Origin of the sequence: Paraglaciecola mesophila KMM 241 (assembly GCF_000315015.1) — a bacterium.
Lineage (GTDB): Bacteria > Pseudomonadota > Gammaproteobacteria > Enterobacterales > Alteromonadaceae > Paraglaciecola > Paraglaciecola mesophila.
Genome location: NZ_BAEP01000032.1, coordinates 59,374 through 80,375, shown reverse-complemented (window position 1 = coordinate 80,375; position 21,002 = coordinate 59,374). Strand labels below are relative to the sequence as shown.

The window sequence follows — 21,002 nt, the reverse complement described above, 5'->3', positions numbered from 1 at the left end:
AATAACAGCGTTGCACGTGCCTTATCAGGCCGATGTGATACACATATTCACCCAGAGGAAAGTAAAATGAAAATAACCGGCCGTTGCCATTGTGGAGAACTTGTATTCGACGCTGTAATCGATCCTGAAAAAACCATGATTTGTCATTGCACAGACTGTCAGGTGTTATCAGCCACCGCATTTCGGACCGTGGTTGTCAGTGAAGTAGATGGGTTAACATTTTCTAGCGGTAAGCCCAAAGAGTACGTGAAGATAGCGCAAAGCGGTAACCCGCGAGCCCAAGGGTTTTGTGAGCACTGTGGCACTGGGATTTATGCATCAGCTGTGGGCGATGGGCCCAAGGTATACAACTTGCGCATAGGCGCTATTGACCAACGTAATGAATTGATACCTAAGCGTCAAATTTGGTCAAACTCTGCGCAAAAATGGTTAGCTGATATAGCTAGGCTACCTAGCTTTGAAAAAGGCCCCGTCTAACGCTTTTAAGTACTGGCTTAGCCATTGACAAACTGGGCGGTTGGCTCTTCTAAGCAAACCGAAAATACCGCCCTCGCCCCGCCCCAGCAACAGCCACGGTTTGCTCGAAAGAAAATGACTGTGGTCGCTGTTTGTCCCCGAGTTTATTGCGCTAGAAACGAACTGCATGAAACGAGCCTAAAAGCTCGCACTACCGGCCGCAACCCTGCGATTATCGTGTATCGACGCCTTCCATGTAACACCCAAAACCGCGTATTTCAGCTTGTAATTCTTACAGTCTGAACGTAATAGTTACTGTTTGGCAATCACTTTGCTTTGCTACACCTTCGCTTCTAACGGCTCCAAATACAGCAACCGTCGCTACTTAGGGCATAAAAATGAGCTGGCGTGCTCTTTGCGTAATCCCACTGCAACAGCTAATTTTAGAATAGCCAAGATGATTGTTGTATAAGGCTACTTGTGCGTGTCATGTGTGCACAACCACAGCCAGCACTTTCTATCTTGCCTATCACATCTACGAATAGGGAGAACATCATGTTAGCAGGCTTACGAGACATTCAACGATTCACTATTGCAGCCACAGACGGTGACATTGGCATCATCAAAGATTTCTTGTTTGACGATCGTGCATGGACAATTCGATACATGTACGTCGATACCCATAAATGGTTACCCCTAGGGGAAAAGGTTCTGATTTCCCCTATCTCGTTGCGAGAAATAGACACAGATGACGAAAAAATTCACGTTGCCTTGAGCAAGCAACAAGTCAAAGAAAGCCCATCGATTGATGAAGAGAAAACCGTTTCCCGAGAATATGAAGAGATATTGTTTTCTTACCTAGGATACGGCTATTACTGGACTGGCCCTGGTGCATGGGGCGAATATGCTCACCCAACGGCCTTGGTAAATCAACAAGCTCTAGAGCAAGCAAATAGTAACCTAGAAGAGCACGACAAGAGTAAAGCGAATCACTTACGCTCAATTGACGAATTGCAAGGATACGACGTCATCGCAGGTGGTGAAACGGTGGGTCATATTCATGACCTAATTTTAGACACCGACAATTGGGAAGTACCGATGTTGACTATCGATACTCATAATTGGCTACCCGGTGGCAAGAAGTTACTACTGGCTCCGAAGCACATTGATGATATCAATTGGCTTGAGCAGCGCGTTCATTGCACTTTATCAGCTAAGGACGTTGAGCTTTGCCCAGAGTGCGATCATGACCTATTAAATGACGCCGATTACAAACTCAAAGTGAAAAGCGCGTTGCAAAGCTTGCCCGGCGCGTAATTCACCAACTAACAGCCGCGCGCGCAAACCTGTGCGCTGCGGTTGACTCTCGAAGATATAAATCTATCGCAAAACATCCCACAGCCGGAGATTATCATGCAACAAGCTTCCCCATATCTAAAAACCCTGACCGTTGAGGGTGAACAATTCTCATATTATGCTCTTGATGCCCTTGCAGATACCCACGACATTGAGCGACTGCCTTTCGCCGCTAAAATATTGTTAGAAAACCTCTTGCGCCACAGCGCTGAAAACTTTGTGCAAGAAGAAGATATTAACAAACTCGCCTCTTGGGATATTAATGATCAGTCAACGACTGAGATTGCTTTCGTTCCCTCTCGAGTGGTGCTACAAGATTTTACCGGCGTACCTGCGGTAGTAGACTTAGCCGCCATGCGCGATGCTATGGTTGATTTAGGAGGCGATCCGCAAAAAATTAATCCGTTAAAACCCGTGGAATTGGTTATCGACCACTCCGTTATGGTGGACTACTTTGCCCAAGACGATGCCTTAGAAAAAAATACCGCTATGGAAGTACAGCGTAATAAAGAGCGCTATCAGTTCTTACGCTGGGGTCAACAGGCGTTTGACAACTTTAAAGTGGTTCCACCTGGCAAAGGCATTGTACATCAGGTGAACTTAGAATATCTGGCACGTGTCACCTTTATTGAAGAGCAAAACGATCAGCCATTACTCTATCCAGATACCCTAGTAGGCACAGATTCACACACGACCATGATCAATGGCTTAGGCATTTTGGGCTGGGGTGTTGGCGGCATTGAAGCTGAAGCCGCCATGTTAGGTCAGCCAGTCACCATGCTAATACCAGAGGTAGTCGGCATGGAAATTACCGGCAGTTTGCCACCAGGGACCACAGCGACGGATTTAGTATTGACCATTACTCAAAAGTTACGTGAGTTTGGGGTCGTGGGTAAATTTGTCGAATTTTACGGCGAAGGGGTAAAACACCTGACTATAGCCGACAGAGCTACTATAGCGAACATGGCACCAGAGTATGGTGCAACGTGTGGTATTTTCCCATTAGACGAACAAACCGAAACCTACCTGCGTTTAACTGGCCGCGAAGAGCGCAATATCAATGTGATCAAAGCCTATGCCCAAGCACAAGGCATGTGGGGCAGCGAAGCTCAGCAAAGCGCAATCTATCATGCGAATCTGCACATTGACCTTGGTGATGTAGTGACCTCGATTGCAGGCCCCAAGCGCCCCCAGGACAGGATCCCGTTAAGCGAAGCTGCAGACAAGTTCGGTACGTGGTTATCTGAGCAAGAAAAACTGATTATTACCACCGAAGATCCTGAGAAAGGTCGTTTCGAATCAGAAGGTGGCCATCAGGCAGAGAAAAGTGAGGACTCATCAGAAGTTGAATACAACGGTCAGCGTTTCAGCCTCAACGACGGCGCGGTCGTGATAGCGGCTATCACTAGTTGTACCAACACTTCCAACCCTTCTGTGCTAATCGCAGCAGGTCTGCTGGCCAAGAAAGCCAGTGAAATGGGTTTGTCCGTGAAACCGTGGGTGAAAACCAGCTTCGCGCCTGGTTCACAAGTAGTGACCGAATACCTTAATAAGGCTAACCTCACCCATGAACTCGAAAATTTGGGCTTTCATCTGGTTGGCTATGGCTGTACTACCTGTATTGGCAATTCAGGGCCACTGCCCGAACCTATCAGCGCTGCTATTCGTAAAGAAAAGCTAAATGTGACTTCCGTGCTATCAGGTAATCGCAACTTTGAAGGTCGTATTCACTCCGACGTAAAAGCTAATTACCTTGCCTCTCCCCCATTAGTTATTGCCTATGCACTTGCCGGAAATATGCAAATTGATTTGCTTAAGGAGCCACTTGGCACCAGCAAAGACGGTAAGCCCGTTTATTTGCGTGATATCTGGCCAAGTAATGAAGAGATTCAAACGCTTGTGACTGACGTGGTCAATAGCAATATGTTCTCTGAACGTTATAGCCATATTTTTGAGGGTGACGATACATGGAACAATTTAGACGTGGTCGATAGCGAGCAATATAACTGGCCCGAATCGACTTATGTTAAAAAACCCACCTTTTTTGATGGCATTAAGCAACAACCCGAAGCGATCAATGCCATTAAAGATGCCCGTTGCTTGTTGAAACTGGGCGACACGGTCACGACGGATCATATTTCTCCAGCCGGTAGCATTGCACCTGATGGCCCTGCTGCGCAATACCTTCAAGCTCACGGTGTTGAAGAGCACGACTTCAACTCTTTCGGCTCACGCCGAGGAAATCACGAAGTTATGATGCGTGGAACATTTGCCAATGTCAGATTGAAGAATCAACTGGCCCCTGGTACAGAAGGCGGCTGGACACGCTTTCAGCCTTCAGCTGAACAGATGTCTGTATTTGATGCAGCAATGAAGTATCAAGAGCAAGGAACGCCAACGGTGGTTATTGCGGGCAAAGAGTATGGCACAGGGAGTTCTCGCGACTGGGCCGCAAAAGGCCCTCTGTTGCTCGGTGTTAAAGCGGTTATTGCCGAGAGCTACGAGCGAATTCATCGCTCCAATTTGATAGGTATGGGTATTTTACCCCTGCAATTCAAATCAGGCGATAGTGCAGCCAGTTTGAAGTTAGATGGCACAGAGCAATACTCGATAGACGCCATTGATGGAGATCAGAAAGAAGTAGTGGTATCGGTAAAAGGTGAACAAGCAGAATTTACCTTTAACGCGCAGATCCGCATTGATACTCCTAATGAGTTTAGTTACTTCAGTGACGGAGGCATTCTTCAATATGTGCTGCGAAGCTTGAATAAAGGCGCTTAAAACAAGGGCGCATGTGGAGCACAGCGCTTGTCCAAATCGTTGAGTGCTGCACGACATAATCAAAGCCGACCGTTTGCACTGGTCGGCTTTTTTGTGGGCTTTTAATGAACAGGTGTTACTTGGGTCTCACTGTTTAAGCGCTGCTTTACCGCTTATCTGCTTTTCGGGTTGTTATAAATAGGTAAATTTTATCTCTTAGTTGGGTAGTAATTACGCACTTTGAATTGAGCATATTAGCACTAACCTTAAGGCATTGATTTTTAAGTAGTTTTATTTTAACGAAGTTGGCACAAGAATCGCTTAGTAATATGTAAGCAAAGTGTAAAATCACTTAACCATGAGGACAATTATTATGAAAACCCAGATAGCAAATTCTTTAAAAGCGTTTTTAAACTCTGTTGTATTAGTTGGTATTCTAGTCGTTGGACTAACCTCGTGTGCCACGATTGACGGCGCAGGAGAAGACATTGAGAGTGCTGGTGAAGCAGTTCAAGACGCCGCTAACGACTAAGCATTCGATTCTGGTTCTACCCGACTACGCTAGGTTGTTGCTGTTCAGCAAGCATTTATTGCTCTGCCTAAGCAAGTCGCAAAAGTTAATCTGTAGCACTTATTTGTCTGCTAATGCAGACACCGATTTGCTGTTTTTGAGTAGGAGATAGAAGAATGATTTACTCTAAAGATTCAACAAACCGTTTCGCGGATCATTTACGCCGCATACAGCAATCAATTCAGCCTTTGAGCCCGAGCAAGCCTTCCGCGCACATGAGTAGTAACAGTTGGTTAAGCAAATTAAAACCAAACCGCTAAGCTGCTGTGCGTCGCATTGTTTGATAGTAGCATTGCTCGACACTCATATTGCTGAATATACTGACTGAAGCGCGTGGGTCATGCTTCTTCGCTTAATCGTTCATCAGCACGCTCATCAATTGATTCACTGGTCAGTTAGTAAGCTGACTGATGCTCTTATTAGCTGATGCTCTTGTTAGCTGACGCACTTGATAATTTACGCTTTCATTAAATGACACTTTTTGGCTACGCTGCTCTCGCCAGCAATCATTGCAATGTTATGTATGGCAAGTTAATTGCGGCGCTTTGATAGCACCGAACTGTCAGCCTTGAGCTACAAACTATAGCCTCGAGTTAAAAACTTAAACACAAAGCACCGCGTTAACGATTGGCAGTATTAAGACGCATACTTAGCGGGAGCCTATGTAAGCGTTAAGACTCTTTACTGACACGGCCATGCGCACCAAGGTATGCCTCCAGTGCGTCCACTTGCAAAGGTCTGCTATAAAAATAGCCTTGGATAACGTCACAACCCATCGATTTTAAGATCTGCACTTGATAGTCATGTTCCACACACTCTGCAACCGTACTTAAGCCTAAGCTTTTACCCAACGTAATAATAGTGCGTACTATGCCTTCATCCCGTAAATGATGGTCTTTAGCGCTTTCTTCTTGAACACCATCTGGCGCGAGCAAATCATTAATGAAAATGCCGTCTATCTTTAACGTATTGATGGGTAAGTCGCGCAAATAACTCATACACGAATAGCCAGTCCCAAAATCGTCAATGGCGATTTTCACCCCCAAATCGTGAATGGCACTCAGTACATCAACCGCTAATTCAGTTGACGCGATGAAGGTGTTTTCAGTGATTTCTATTTCCAAAAACTGTGCCGCTAAACTCGATTGATGCAATGCACCTTTGATCAAATCAAGGCATTGAGGACTCATCAAGAACGATGCAGGCAAGTTTACAGCAACGGGGACAATATCAAAGCCCGCACGCTGCCAATCTGCATTCTGCTGGCACGCCTGCTTTAACACCCACACACTGATAGATTCCATTAACCCTATGTCTTCTGCTATGGGTAGGAAAGTGGATGGGTTAATATATTCTTGACCATTATTCCATCTTATTAAGGCTTCTAAACCAACCAGTTGTTCGTCAATTACATTCACTTTAGGTTGATACACCAAAGTAAACTGCTGTTGAGCGGAGGCTTGGCGCAGTTGGGTCTCTAGCTCTAATCGCCACACTGAGTCATTCAGCATGTCTTGGTCAAAAAAGCGGAACCGCCCCGGACCTAGTTCTTTTGCCTTATACATACTGGTGTCAGCATGTTTGAGTAAACTAGAGGCATCGTCACCATCATCAGGAAAACACGCAATGCCAATACTGGTAGAGATGTGTAATTGATGTCCAGAGACGATAAGCGGAAGACTCAAAGATGCGATAATCTCTTTTGCCAAACTATCCACCGCACTGAGATCCTTCGGATTTTGAATTAAAACAACGAATTCATCTCCCCCCCAACGTCCTACCACATCATTGTCGGTTAGTTTATGTTGAATTTTCTTGGCCACTTCAATTAACAGCTTGTCACCCATGAAGTGCCCTAAGCTATCGTTTATGACCTTAAATCGGTCTAGATCGAGAAACATCAAAGCTAAATTGGTTTTACGCTCACGGGCTATTTCAATCGCCTGAGTGATTTTTTCCGTCAGGGAATGTCTATTTGGGAGTTGTGTTAGCGCGTCAAAATTAGCGCGCTCGTACAATTGCTCAGTGCGCAACTCCACCAGCCCCTCCAAGTGTTCGTGGTGTTCGCTCAACTTTGATTGGTGCTCTTCAATGGTATCTAACATAGAGTTAATACCATTGACCAAGCGCCCGATATCGTCTTGTCGACGATTGAAAATACGTTGATCGTACCGCCCCTCCTTCGCGACGTAATCAACTAAGTGAATGAGGCGTTTAACCGGTAATTGTAAGCGCTTTTGCATGCGCCAATTCAGTAGATAGGCTAACAGCGAACCCAACACAAATACCCACAGTACCATGCGCCCGTATCGTCGTTGCTGAGCTTGTAGCGAATCAGTATCTGCTGATAAAACAATATAGCCAAGTACGTCCTCACCTAGAGTAACTTCTTGAGTCAGATAGAGATTATCGTTTGTAAAAAAGTGTCCAGGTTTTATGTTATCTAACATAACATCCCAACTTGCATCGTCCCGAGTATAGGTCGCAAAGCGCTTTTTTTCGGCGTCGAGCAATTGGGCAAATCGCATGGCTGGGATCTTAGCTAACGACGCCAGAATCATCTGACCTGCTTGCTCATCATGAAAAAGTAATGCTGATCGGCTTGCCGCAGACAGCAAAGAAGCGTTGCTGTCCATGGTTTTAACCAGGTTATCTCGGTAATCATCGACAAACGCGGAATAAATAAGAAAGGCGGCTATGGCCAATATCAGCAAATTTGTACCAATGATGGCCATTAACTGCTTTTGAAAAAACGATGCGCGCCGAAGCTTAGAAAAAAGCATTATCGAGCAATCCTAGCGAGTTTAAGCAGTTCAGAGCTTACTATCACGTCTACTCTGGCTAGCTGTGCTAAATCAAACTCAAAACGCACCCTTTGCTCTTGGGTATAAAACCTTATCGCGCTGTTCGCTTGTTTCACATTCGTTGACTCCAGCACAACTACCGCCCGCCTAATTTGAACTAATGGTTGCTCAATAGAAGATTGAAAGTATGCCATGTGGCATAGCGGCTCTTCCTGCACATGACCTATGGCGATATGCATCTTGTTGTTTCCCTGATTATGACGTGCTACAAGAGCCTGCATAAACTCAAAGAAAGGCTGATCACTTTGAATACACAATTGGAAGTCATTATTCGCGCCACTGTCTGTGGGCCAGCTCATATATTTAGTGAAATTCAGTAAATAGGCAGCCTTAAGCTTGCGCTCCTTACTTAACTCCTCTTGGGCTAAGGCCCACTGTGAAACCACGATATATGACAACAAAATGGCGCACTGAAAAAGCCATTTTCTGAATTTTCTTTGAGCCTTGTTCGCTTTATATACTTTTATCAAGTCAGACACTGTATCTCTACATCGAACGGGATAAGGTTAAACCAGATTGGAAATTTTCTTTTGGTTGCGGACCATTCAAATTCTGATAAAGAGGCTTTGAAAATGTCAAACTCAGCGCATAAGACTCACTGAACTTCCATCTAGCACCGATCTCAGCACTGACTTTTTTACCACCATACAACCTTGGATTGGTGATACTCGCGGGATAGGGAAACGAACCATCCAGAATAATTTCATTGTCTTGCCCATGAATTGCACTGCGATACTGATAGGACAATCCAACAAAGGGTTTCAGATTGACAGATGTGTTAAAGCGATAGGTACTTGCAAGGCTGTAACTATTACCTAGACGATAATCTCTATCATTTTTACCCGTGCGTATCATGGCTGACATGCTCAAACTAAAATCGTGCTCGCCCATGCTTTGGTAACTAAATTCCAGAGGGAAGTCATACGTGCCTGAACCAAGTTGCATCGTATAAGGTAGCTGCTGGTCACCTGCGTCCCGTGGAGTGTCACCTTTTTCATCAATGGAGCCTGTAGGCAAGCTGACCCCCGCAGTAAACCACCACACATCATCCGTTGTCGCAATCAGTCGACGACTCACAGATACCACTGCATCACCCATGCCATCACTATCAATGGTAAAATGGTCGTAGCCAGGCACCACGCTGATATGGTCAGTGCTCTGGGTGATATATGGCAAAGAAACGTGTACTCGCCAATTTGGGGTAATGCGATATCCCATGGAAAATACATGCACTTGTTGGTCGATTATTGTAGGAAGGATAGGGAAGTTACTGTCCGTTCTTTGAGTGCCTGCACCTTGCCACAATACCTCAGAATCTGCGCGCTTAGCGTCACCATCAAGATAGCCTCGAAACTCAGCAAACTTAAAATTATATGCGAACGTCCAAGGGCTGCTCGCTTCACTGTTTTCGCTATCGTCCACGATATTCATGTCAAACAGCTCATTTAAACTCAATTCGGCAAATTCAGAAGGGGTACTTTGTGCGTATGAGAGCTGGGTAAACCCGCTCGCTGCGATGAAAAAAGACAACGAAAAAGAAGAAAATTTAATCATGTTATTAGGCCATAAATTGAAAAAGATAAGTACGCCAATACGTATTGATACTTACTATCTACTGTATCCATACTAATGTATCTATACTACTGTATTGGCTACAATTATTCAGATAGGCGCATATAGCTTCCAGCATTAAGCCCTACAATCGACGATAATATTTTTACCGTTATTCGTCCAGTTAATTAAAGCACCTCAAGTGCTTCACTTAAACGAGATACCCCGATCACTTCGATCCCATTAATTTTTTGTTTTGGCACATTGGCTTTTGGCACAATAGCTCGTTTGAATCCATGTTTTGCTGCTTCACTGATCCGTTCTGAGCCATTAGGTACGGGGCGTATTTCACCTGCAAGTCCCACTTCGCCAAATGCAATTAATTGTGAATCAAGGGTCTTGTTTCTAAAACTCGAAACAATGGATAGCAACAGCGCTAAATCAGCACTGGTTTCTGCTACTTTTACGCCCCCCACTACATTGGCGAAAACGTCTTGGTCGTTCATCTGCACATCACCGTGTCGATTCAATACCGCTAAAAGCATTGCCATGCGGTTTTGCTCAAGACCAACAGCGACGCGTCGAGGGTTTGCGGTCTGTGAATAATCCACCAGTGCTTGTATTTCCACCAGCAATGGGCGAGTGCCTTCCCATACCACCATAACAATACTGCCTGGTGATTGTTCTTCTCCTCGACTTAAAAAGATTGCAGAAGGATTACTCACTTCCTTTAATCCTCTTTCGGTCATGCCAAACACGCCCAGTTCGTTTACGGCACCAAAGCGGTTTTTCTGACTACGCAAAGTGCGATAACGGCTGTCACTCTCCCCTTCTAACATCATGGAGCAATCAATGCAGTGCTCTAGCACTTTGGGTCCAGCCAAACTGCCATCTTTAGTAACATGCCCCACTAACAGCATGGCAATATGATGCTGCTTTGCAAAGCGAGTTAAATAAGCGGCGCTTTCTCTTACTTGCGAAACGCTACCGGGTGCAGATTGCACATCGGCCACATGCATCACCTGAATGGAGTCAATCACCATAATTTGGGGGTTAAGGGTTAATGCTAATTCGCAGATGGTTTCAACACTGGTTTCAGCCAGCATATTGAGCTTATCGCTGGGTAGATTTAAGCGCTGGGCACGCATAGCAACTTGCTGCAGCGATTCCTCCCCCGTGACATATAGCGCGGTGCGCTGCGCTGCCAATTGGCACATAACTTGTAGCAACAAGGTACTTTTACCTGCTCCAGGAGAGCCGCCAATCAAAATGGCACTACCCGGCACTATGCCCCCGCCTAGTACCCTATCAAGCTCACTAAAGCTTGAGGTAAAGCGCGGTAATTCAGCAACATCGATGCTGTTAAGGGTTTCAATTTTGGCCCCAGTTTGACCGGCGTAGCCGCGCAAATTGCGCTCAGGCTGGCTGCGAGCAGGGCTCACCACAAATTCTGTGATGGTATTCCAAGCATTGCAGTCATTACATTGTCCTTGCCAGCGCGGAAATTCTGCGCCACAGTCACTACAGACATAGGCGGTTTTACGTTTGGCCATATTGCTCCACAAACATTGATTACAGTGATAAAAACGACAAGGATTACATTCAGTGTGAATACGTTTCTCTGGTTTGAAAAAACTACTTTTCTAGTTTTGAAAACCAAGAACCTTGAAGAAAGCCGCTTATAATAAGATAAGCTTAAGTATAGTGCATTATGAAAACCGCACAGCGTGCCGATAAGTCTTTATGGCGTTCGTCTTTAACAATTAAAAATAAAGTACGTATTTATTATGAATCAAGATCTCGAACAATATCATGACATTATCGAACAATTAAAACCCATGATACATGAGCCAGAGTTTAGTCAAATTTTGGCTCAAGTTGCCGGTTCGGTGCCCAAGCAAAAGCGCTTCCTGCTCAAGATGGAACTAAAGCGTCTAGCGCGACCATGTACTCGACTAATCGATTTACGCGGGCATGTGGACGGTAAATGTAAGCTCTATGAATACGAGAACCAAGAGCATTATTTAGACGATATGGCGATAGAGGTATTTGAACGTCAGGTGCGCTCATTTGGCGAGTATACGGTTGGCGTGTATGAAGCGGTGTTAAATACTGAAAACAATTACCGCGTGATGCATAAAAAAGAACAACAAGCCTCTTCACAACCAAAGCAACCAGATAATTCAACCCTTCCTGTTAGCCGTGGTTATTTAGCCCCTATCATGCCTTTTGGCGAATTCGCCCAACGGGGTGAAGAGCGCATGAATTATTCCATGAGTGTTGAACTGTTCACTGAAAATAACAAAAGCATGTTAGCTACAACGGTCGACTTATCCCTTAGTGGCTTAAAACTTAAAATAAGCAAAGAGCATAGATTTAAAGCGGGTGACCGTTTAGCGGTTCAGTTCAGAGGTTTGGAACATGAGTACATGTTGGACAACCGCCAAGGTGTGCAATATGTCATTGAGTCGATTGACCGCAACGCACAAGACCAGCGATTACACCTGAAACGCTTATTCGATACCTCAATGCCTAGTTTTGATCGCTTTCTTGAGCGCTTTATTCATGGCAACAAGCGCCGCTATAAAGTCAATATGGACAACACATTTGACGCCATACACAAGAAAACATATGAGCAATATTACATCCCCAACTTCACCTCAATCCCCGTATATATCGACTCTACTGATGGAGTGTTCAAGCCACGTTATGCATTAGCAAATGATTGCAATCGGCAAGATATTTTCTACTGGAACAACGAAATTAACGATCTCAAACTGGGCTACCTTTTTAGTGATGAGAGAATTAGACAATGCCTCACGTATCCAAAAGGAAGACAAGAAACCTACCTATACGCGTTCCATCATATTAAAAATGAAAAGGTGTATTTTTACTCTGCATCGCACGAAGAGCTATTAGCAAACCCAAACCTACATGAGTTGTTTTTGAGTTACGGTTCACGCAAGGTGAGTTGGCGAGTATATAAGTTTCAAGTACAAGAGGTTGAACCAAAGCAAAGTCATCGACCTCTCTCCATTGCCGATAGCATCAGTGAATCAGTCAAGCGTCAGAATCAACCACCAACCCCACGCTTAATGTCTCGTTTACGTCACTTAAGTCATATTGCGCTATTAACTAATGTGACAGATGACTCGAACACCCTTTGCTTTCAAAAGCTGCCACTTAATCGCGCCAAGCTACCCAGTTTAAAAGTGTTTGGTCACCCGAGGAACCGTAGCCCAGAAAATATCCAAGTATTTCGTTTTAAATATGCAAATCAACGCCGAGAGTCGCGTTTTATGCTTCGCAGCGCTGTACAGCTCAAAGTGGAAGATATAATCATTGAAGGCCACACAGAAGACATATCCACCCACGGCATTAAACTTGAGTTAAAAACGTTTTTTCATAAAGCCACCGATAGCCAAGTGCAACTGAGTTTTCCGCAATTGCAAAAGGTCACGCGTAAATACGATCTAAGTAACCTTTCCTATCAAGTGCGTCATATTTCGAACGAACGAAATGTGCTGCACTTAAGCGTATTAAATGACGAAAATAGCAGCGCCACCAAAGCGTTTTTTGAAGAGTTGATTAAAAATAATAAAAATAAACTCAAAGCATACCGAGATGAAGAAGATATTCCGGGTATCGGTGAGGCCTTGCGCAATATCTATGCAAACAATGTCCCTAACGTGGCGTTTTTTATCCGAAAAGAAGGAACCAAATTTGTACCTGATGCCGCAGCGACCTGGGCGAACCATAATCGACTGACTAATTTATTGAACTATCAAGCCCCCCCAGGTGAGTTTAACTTGCTGCCCCTGTTTGAAGGCTTTAATGGCCCTATGAATTTTGTGCAGCACACACTGAGCCACATTAAGCCCCATCAGCGTCCCGTCATGAGTGAACTATTTGTGGCATTTGATCCCAACAAAAACAGTGCTTCAGAGGCAATAAAGAGTTGTTACATCGATCAATTTGCCAACGACGATCAGCGTCGTCAATTTATTGCACAAGCCCTTGAGCAAGGTCAGTTCATTGCGTTGAAAATATTTTTAGCGCGTACTGGACGTCCAGATATCGACCGCCTGCAATCAGAGATTAATTACGTAGGTGTATATGCCGTTCATAGGGCGAAACAACTGGAAGAAAAGCTTTGGAACATAAATGGTGTAGGCGATATTGTAGATATAACGGATTTAGTGATGAGTCGATACACATTCGACACGCAAGCCATTGTGAATAACTACGAAAGGCAATTGCATCACCCACAAAAAAGCATAGAAATAGAGCAATTATTAAACGCTGAATAGCATTAGGCTGAGCGCCGAAATAGGCGCTTAGCCCTAGTAGTTTATTTCTTATACCATTCCACGTTAATAAGTGATCACTCAGCGAGAGTTTAAAAGGGCTTAAACAAGGCGCATGATTGAATGAATAGTTGCTCTCTTTCGAAGTCATGCAACGCAGTGTAAGCCCTTTTAAAACTCGCCTGAAAGGAATGCCCCAGCGGCTTTTGCTCTGCGTTCTCACTATTTGAAAGGGAACAACAACCATTACTTATATAGCGACGCCTTAATCAAAAACCGCTGGACGCATTCTGAGGCGGGCACTTATTAATGCGAATTGGTATTACAAGGCGTGGCCGCTGCTAATACCCACAATATGGAATCTAAACCGCCGTTTCGAATAGAAATATCCGCTTGGGCACGTACAACCGGCTTTGCGTGAAATGCAACACCAAGTGCTGCAGCGTTCATCATGACCAAATCATTTGCACCATCACCTATGGCCATGGTTTGACAATCAGTAATATCGAATTCATTCGCCAGCTCTAGCAATGTAGCAGCCTTGACCTGAGCATCCACCACTGGCCCTGAGACCTGCCCTGTCAGTTTACCATCAACTATTTCAAGCTCATTAGCCACAGCAGCATCAAGCTCCAATCTATCAGCCAAATAGTCAGCAAAATAACTAAAACCACCAGAGGCAATCGCTAATTTCCACTGGTGCTGCTTTAAGAATCTCACTAAGTTAAAAATACCCGGCATTAATGGCAACGCTCGGCGCACCTGCTGCAATATATCTTCATTGGCGTCCTTGAGGCACCCTACGCGGCTACGTAAGCTTTCCTCAAAATCAAGTTTTCCTTGCATGGCCTGCTCTGTGACACTGGAGACTTCTTCCCCCACCCCGGCAAGCTTGGCAATTTCATCGATGCATTCAATACTGATGACGGTGCTGTCCATGTCCATTAGCAATAAACCTGGTTCATCCAAACGCGGCGCACTGGAAAATAAACACATTTCTACTGCATGCTCATTCGCCACACGCTCTAACAATGGCCTTAGGTCTTCTTTACTCAGGCGCTCTACGCGCAGAACGATACCCACGCCAGATAAAGGTACACCTCGCAAAACTTGATAACACAGCACGTTTAACTTATCCGCAAACGCCAGGGATACAGCGAAGACTTTCGCGAGGCTCAACCCCTCAGCGAAGATAACCAAGCTGCTGTGCTCTGTGGTTAAATCGAAGCCCTTTAAGCTGAGCTTGCTGGGGGTGAAATGTTCGTGAACAGACCTGCTAACAATACGATCATTGATGAAATGGAACTGATCGAACGTTTGATCAGCAATCAAACGTTCAAGGAAGAGGCTAGACGCCAATTGTTTAGAGTGCGGGCTAAATTCAAACACGTATTTGACCTAAATAGTAATTAGAGCTGAATGGTACCAAAGCGCAGAGTAAATACCACCTGCATTGCTCCAAGCTTCAAGACCTGCGGCTCTTTAGCCGCAGCAATTCTGATAATAAAGCTCCCGTGTGGGCTTCAGGACAAAATTAACTTTTGAGATAGCGTCTCTGGGCGCTTACCATAGATAAAATTTTTATAACTTTTGCAACAAAGTGACCCCATTTTATGAATCGAGATGAAACCCTGCCGGTACAGGATCACATCAACCTAAGGCCATTGGGCGTAATTCGCACCCCGTACCAACAGAAGTTCGCTATTCCTAGGCAGCCGAATCTGGTTGATGCCGCCAGTGGCGAAATTGTATTTCACACGGAGTTTAGCGATCCGAACATGTTAAGGGGTATTGAGCAATTCAGTCATTTGTGGCTGCTGTTTCAATTTCACCAAACCGTAGAAAAAGGTTGGTCCCCCATGGTGCGCCCTCCTCGTCTAGGTGGAAACAAGAAACAAGGCGTGCTTGCCACACGCAGCACTTTTAGGCCAAATGCTATCGGAATGTCTGTTGTTCAATATGATAAAGTTGAGCACAAAAACGGGCGCTTAAGCCTGCATGTCAAAGGGGTCGATTTACTTGATGGGACGCCAATCATCGACATTAAACCTTATGTACCTTGGGCTGACAGCATCCCTGAGGCAATAGGTGGTTTTGCCGCCGAGCGCCCTACCCTGATGCCGGTATATTTTGAAAACCAATCTGCCAAGCAGTTGGCCCACTGGCAAGCCAATTATCCCATGCTTAGCGTACTGATCGAGCAAGTACTGGCGCAAGATCCACGTCCCGCTTATAAAGCTGAGCAAGACAGCGACGAAGAGTATGGTATGAGCCTTTATGATCTGAACATACGCTGGCGAGTCAGCGCTAAGGCCAACTATGTTGTAAGTATCACGCACAATCACGAGCCGCAAGCGCATAAAGATTAACAAGATTTACTGTTTAGGGACTTTAGCCCAGCCTGTGTGGCTGGTAGAATAGCCGCCGATTTCTAACCTATACCTAATTGAGAAGCTCACGCCAATGCGCACAAGCCAATATTTATTATCGACCCAAAAAGAAACACCTGCTGATGCAGAAGTCATCAGCCACCAGCTTATGCTACGTGCAGGCTTGGTTCGCAAGCTAGCATCAGGACTTTACACATGGTTACCCACTGGCTTGCGTGTGTTAAACAAAGTCGCTCAAATCGTGCGCGAAGAGATGGATCGTGCCGGTTCGTTAGAAATATTGATGCCTGTCGTACAACCTGCCGATTTGTGGCAAGAGTCTGGTCGCTGGGACGAGTATGGCCCTGAGCTTTTACGCATAAAAGACCGTCATTACCGTGACTTCGTATTAGGCCCAACTCATGAAGAAGTGGTGACCGCTTTAGTCAAAAATGAAGTGAGCAGCTATAAGCAATTGCCATTGAACGTTTACCAAGTTCAGACAAAATTCCGTGATGAAGTTCGCCCGCGTTTTGGGGTGATGCGTGGTCGTGAATTCACTATGAAAGATGCTTACTCGTTTCATTTAAGCAATGAATGCTTGAACAAAACCTACGATGACATGTTCGCAGCATATTGCCGTGTGTTTGAGCGCATCAATCTAGAATTCCGCCCAGTGATTGCCGATAACGGCTCCATTGGAGGTAATGCCTCTCACGAATTCCACGTGTTGGCTGACTCAGGTGAAGATGATATTGCCTTCAGTAACGCATCAGATTATGCGGCTAACATCGAAAAAGCGGAGGCGCTAGCCCCACAATTTTCACGCCCCGCTCCCAGTGCTGAGTTAACCAAAGTAGCCACGCCAAATGCGAAAACCATCGAACAAGTCAGTGCGTTGCTTAACATGCCTGCTGAACAATCCGTGAAAACCCTGATCGTACTGGGCGAAGCGGATGACAAGGGACAGCAAGGACTTATAGCGCTGGTACTGCGTGGGGATCACCAATTAAATGAACTCAAAGCAGAGAAAATAGACGGCGTTTATGCTCCGCTTACTATGGCCAGTGAAGCGCAAATTGAAGACACTATCGGTTGTTCAATCGGCTCTATAGGGCCGGTTGGTTTAAATATACCTGTTATCGCTGATCGCAGCGCGGCGGTGTTAGCAGACTTTGTGTGCGGCGCTAATGAAAATGACGTGCATTACACAGGCGCTAACTGGGAGCGCGATGCAAAGGAGTTCCAAGAAGCAGACATACGCAATGTACAAGCCGGAGATCCATCGCCAGATGGTCAAGGTACTCTTGAGATCAAGCGTGGTATTGAAGTTGGTCACATCTTCCAGCTCGGTAGTAAGTACTCGGAAGCATTAAACTGCGGTGTACTAGATGAAAACGGTAAACATCAAGTGCTTAATATGGGTTGTTATGGCATTGGGGTTTCCCGTATCGTTGCCGCGGCGATTGAGCAAAATCACGATAAGTACGGCATTATTTGGCCTGATGCAATAGCACCTTTTAAAGTCGCGATCGTACCGATGAATATGCACAAATCCCATCGTATACAACAAGTAGCAGAAGACTTGTACGCCCAACTCAAAGCTGCTGGAGTCGAAGTATTGTTCGACGATCGTAAAGAGCGCCCAGGTGTTATGTTTAACGACATGGAATTAGTAGGTGTACCGCACACGATTGTTATCGGTGAGCGCAACCTTGACGAACAAAAAGTCGAATATAAAAATCGTCGTAGTGGTGAAAAGCAGCTGATTGATATTCCGCAGTTGGCGGAATTCATCACGACGCTGTAATCGCCAAGATAAGCATACTTCAACCACGGGTTTCAATATTCCCAATGTTGAACAAATGCCGGACAACTATTAAACAATAGAAGCGCATTCACACTGCGCTTTTTTATTGCGTTTTTTTATTGCGCTTTTTCCAATGCGCCGCTTATACCAATTCCTTCAAATTTTCGCTGAGTGGCTAATTATCTAATGGAGTTGGTATTAAGAACTCACCACATACCCGCGTATAATATTAAGGCTTATTGAAAGCACGGTTTAGTGCTAATCTTCAACAAGATCAACGGTGAAAAACTCGCTACTTGCTGGGCTAATCCCCATTTCACCCGCCTGCAACACTGGATAATTGAGTATATAGATGCGATTAACTTTTTACGGCGTTCGGGGCTCAATACCTACCCCTGGTGCAGAGTATATTAAGTATGGCGGCAATACAGCCTGTGTACATATCGAGCTAAATGACGGCAATGACATCATCATTGATGCGGGCACAGGTATTCGCACATTAGGCCAGAAACTTGCCGCTAAAGAAGGGGATATACATTTGTTATTGACCCACAATCACTGGGATCATATCCAAGGTTTCCCCTTTTTTACGCCTATATACCAACCCCAGCGCAATATTTTTATCACCCCAGGACAAACGACTTTAGCTGAGCACGATAATATTTTACGCCAAATGAGTGGTAGCTACTTTCCCGTTCCTTTTCATAGCTTACCTTCGGCTATTTCTCTTGAGGCAAAGCCTGATAATCTGCGCCAGTGGCATATCGGTGAGGCAAAAATTCAACGCCAAAAAATTAATCATCCAGGTGGAGGCAGTGCATATTGTATTACCGCCGATGGCAGTAAAGTGGTATACATTACCGACAATGAACTGTATCCCCCATACAAGAAAAGCACTGACTTTCTTGATTGGGTGGAATTCGCCCGTGATGCAGACTTAGTCATTCATGATGCCCAATATATGCTGGCGGATATGCCAGGCAAAGCGGGATGGGGTCACTCAGTGGCCGAAGAAGCGGTAAAATTGACCATGGCATGTCGTGCTAAACGTCTAGCTCTGTATAGTCATGATCACACACGCACCGACGATAATATTGCTGCCGTAGAAGCACACTGCCAAGAGCTAGTGGGTATAGCCCAAGCTGATCTCGAGCTATTCGCTGCAGCAGAAGGTATGAGCATCGCTTTGTAATAGAAAAGGCAGGATCCTAATTTACCATGCATGAACGTAATCATTACGCGTTGCTTTTATCCGGCGGCGGCGCAAGGGCCGCATACCAATTGGGCGTGCTGAAATCTATCAGCGCTTACTTACCTAGAAACCAAGGGATCCCCTTTCCTATCGTATGCGGAAGTTCAGCTGGGGCAATTAATGCTACGGGACTCGCATGCTATGCATCTTGTTATCATTTAGGTATTCGCAAGTTAGAACATGTGTGGAAAAATTTCACCACTCGGCAAGTGTACGGAAGTGGTATACGTGACGTGTATTCGCATCTAGCACAAAGTTATTTCCGCAGTTTTCAGTCCACCTTAAATCAAAAGCAAGCCAGTAGTTTATTGAACAACCAACCTCTGCGTAAACTCATTCGTCATCGTTTGGATTTCAAACGCATTGATAATAACGTGGCAAGAGGATATTTACGGGCAATCAGTATCAGTGCATCAAGCTATAGCACCCACGATTCAATTAGCTATTTTCAAGGACATCAAGATATACAGCCTTGGCAGAGGCAGCAGCGCAGAGGAATCAAAACCGCTCTGCATAGCGAGCACTTAATGGCGTCATCAGCCATTCCGTTAGTGTTCCCTCCTGTTAAGTTAGACGGGGAATTTTTGGGTGATGGCTCAGTCCACCAGCTTTCGCCTCTCAGCCCTGCTATCCATCTTGGCGCCCAAAAAATATTCGTGATAGGTGTGGAACAACCCGAACGTGCTCCGCGCTTTACTGACGTTATTCATTACCCAAGTAGCTTAGAAATTGCTGGGCATTTACTCGATACTATTTTCGCTGACACCTTACGCTCTGATCTGGAGCGGTTGCATCGCATCAATCAAACGCTGGAACAATTAGATGCCGAGCAACGCCAAAAGAGTGCGCTCAAGACGATTGATTGCTTAGTGATTAATCCTAGTGTGACCTTTAACGACATGGCCGCACGGCACTTTCATCAAATGCCATCAGGCATAAAATCACTGCTTAAGATAATGGGATTACACAATAATGCGGATTCCTCGATACTCAGTTACCTTCTGTTTGAAAAAGAATACTGTAAAGAGTTAATCGAGCTAGGCTTTAAAGATGGCCTAGCAAGAGCGGAAGAAATCCGGCATTTTCTGGCAATATAGCGCGCTTATCGTTGAGGAAGCCACGTGTCGCTACGTTGAGCTGCCAGTTAATCTTGCTCGGCTTCGCCACGTAATTTTAGCTGCAACCCTTTTAAAAAATTACGTAAGAACTGGTCTTGGCATTCTCGGTAATGGCGGTTACCGGGCTTACGAAACAAGGCGCTTAATTCATGCTTAGACAGACGAAAGTCGCTCTTTTCCATAATAGCCAGAATATCTTCTGCTTGCAGATTAAGCGCAATTTTCAGTTTCATTAAAATAATATTATTTGTCAGCACACGCTCTACCGGCGCCGGTGCGCCCTCGCGCTTACCCCGTTTCAGATTGATCAAACCGTTTAAAAATAACGCGAACTGCAGATCCGTTATGCGAACAAATTCAGGCTCTTCTTCTTTTCGCAACCAGCTGTGTAATTGCGCTGTGGTGGCCGGGTATTCAGCCTGAGCGAACACGTCGAGCATTTGTTTATCATTAAAATCGAAAATATAGCGGATACGACGCATCACATCGTTATTGATCATGGGAATTCCTATCTGTTCACTGGACTCAATGTGTTCATCGAGCTTTAATTGGCGCTATCATACGCATGTTGCCGCTAAAGCACGATCA

General features: G+C 45.1%; 15 protein-coding genes. 9 read left to right on the top strand and 6 right to left on the bottom strand.

Annotated features, from left to right (window positions below; genetic code table 11):
* The first annotated feature begins 66 nt into the window (after window positions 1-66).
* The 4 genes from GMES_RS08060 to GMES_RS22195 all read left to right on the top strand — a co-directional run bounded on the left by GMES_RS08060 (window position 67) and on the right by GMES_RS22195 (window position 5,104).
* Window positions 67-477 carry a GFA family protein gene (locus GMES_RS08060; RefSeq protein ID WP_006992145.1) on the top strand — a complete coding sequence of 137 codons (411 nt, stop codon included), beginning with the start codon at window positions 67-69 and terminating at the stop codon, window positions 475-477.
* 534 nt (window positions 478-1,011) lie between these two features.
* The gene (locus GMES_RS08055; RefSeq protein WP_006992143.1) at window positions 1,012-1,773 is read left to right on the top strand and encodes a PRC-barrel domain-containing protein; all 762 of its coding nucleotides are present in this window, start codon (window positions 1,012-1,014) and stop codon (window positions 1,771-1,773) included.
* Window positions 1,774-1,869: 96 nt separating this feature from the next.
* Entirely contained in the window at window positions 1,870-4,593 is a 2,724-nt protein-coding gene (gene acnA, locus GMES_RS08050) for an aconitate hydratase AcnA (RefSeq protein WP_006992142.1), read from the top strand.
* Window positions 4,594-4,945: 352 nt separating this feature from the next.
* A complete protein-coding gene (locus GMES_RS22195; RefSeq protein ID WP_006992141.1) occupies window positions 4,946-5,104 on the top strand; it encodes an entericidin A/B family lipoprotein in 159 nt (52 codons plus the stop codon).
* A gap of 710 nt (window positions 5,105-5,814) precedes the next feature.
* Here GMES_RS22195 and GMES_RS08045 read toward each other — a convergent pair.
* The 4 genes from GMES_RS08045 to radA form a co-directional block, all read right to left on the bottom strand.
* Window positions 5,815-7,926 carry a putative bifunctional diguanylate cyclase/phosphodiesterase gene (locus GMES_RS08045; RefSeq protein ID WP_006992140.1) on the bottom strand — a complete coding sequence of 704 codons (2,112 nt, stop codon included), beginning with the start codon at window positions 7,924-7,926 and terminating at the stop codon, window positions 5,815-5,817.
* Window positions 7,926-8,486, bottom strand: a complete 561-nt coding sequence (locus tag GMES_RS08040; protein WP_006992139.1) for a YfiR family protein — start codon at window positions 8,484-8,486, stop codon at window positions 7,926-7,928. The genes GMES_RS08045 and GMES_RS08040 overlap by 1 nt, the downstream gene beginning before the upstream one ends.
* 7 nt (window positions 8,487-8,493) lie before the next feature.
* Window positions 8,494-9,561, bottom strand: a complete 1,068-nt coding sequence (locus tag GMES_RS08035; protein ID WP_193362980.1) for a transporter family protein — start codon at window positions 9,559-9,561, stop codon at window positions 8,494-8,496.
* Window positions 9,562-9,746: 185 nt separating this feature from the next.
* Complete coding sequence (gene radA / locus GMES_RS08030; protein ID WP_006992136.1) at window positions 9,747-11,111, bottom strand: DNA repair protein RadA; 1,365 nt, start codon at window positions 11,109-11,111, stop codon at window positions 9,747-9,749.
* 234 nt (window positions 11,112-11,345) lie between these two features.
* Here radA and GMES_RS08025 point away from each other — a divergent pair, with 234 nt between their 5' ends.
* The gene (locus GMES_RS08025) at window positions 11,346-13,868 is read left to right on the top strand and encodes a PilZ domain-containing protein (protein WP_006992135.1); all 2,523 of its coding nucleotides are present in this window, start codon (window positions 11,346-11,348) and stop codon (window positions 13,866-13,868) included.
* A 303-nt stretch (window positions 13,869-14,171) separates the two neighbouring features.
* On the opposite strand, the gene serB is transcribed toward GMES_RS08025, so the two are convergent.
* A complete protein-coding gene (gene serB, locus GMES_RS08020) occupies window positions 14,172-15,254 on the bottom strand; it encodes a phosphoserine phosphatase SerB (protein ID WP_006992134.1) in 1,083 nt (360 codons plus the stop codon).
* 224 nt (window positions 15,255-15,478) lie between these two features.
* Here serB and tsaA point away from each other — a divergent pair, with 224 nt between their 5' ends.
* The 4 genes from tsaA to GMES_RS08000 all read left to right on the top strand — a co-directional run bounded on the left by tsaA (window position 15,479) and on the right by GMES_RS08000 (window position 20,393).
* Complete coding sequence (tsaA, locus tag GMES_RS08015; protein ID WP_006992133.1) at window positions 15,479-16,234, top strand: tRNA (N6-threonylcarbamoyladenosine(37)-N6)-methyltransferase TrmO; 756 nt, start codon at window positions 15,479-15,481, stop codon at window positions 16,232-16,234.
* Window positions 16,235-16,328: 94 nt separating this feature from the next.
* Window positions 16,329-18,044: a proline--tRNA ligase gene (locus GMES_RS08010; RefSeq protein ID WP_006992132.1), complete on the top strand. Its 1,716-nt coding sequence runs from the start codon at window positions 16,329-16,331 to the stop codon at window positions 18,042-18,044.
* A gap of 352 nt (window positions 18,045-18,396) precedes the next feature.
* Window positions 18,397-19,236, top strand: coding sequence for an MBL fold metallo-hydrolase (locus tag GMES_RS08005; protein WP_006992131.1), 840 nt, complete (start codon window positions 18,397-18,399; stop codon window positions 19,234-19,236).
* A gap of 26 nt (window positions 19,237-19,262) precedes the next feature.
* Window positions 19,263-20,393, top strand: coding sequence for a patatin-like phospholipase family protein (locus tag GMES_RS08000; protein ID WP_006992130.1), 1,131 nt, complete (start codon window positions 19,263-19,265; stop codon window positions 20,391-20,393).
* 47 nt (window positions 20,394-20,440) lie between these two features.
* Here GMES_RS08000 and GMES_RS07995 read toward each other — a convergent pair whose 3' ends face one another.
* A complete protein-coding gene (locus GMES_RS07995; protein WP_006992129.1) occupies window positions 20,441-20,914 on the bottom strand; it encodes a YehS family protein in 474 nt (157 codons plus the stop codon).
* Window positions 20,915-21,002 lie beyond the last annotated feature (88 nt).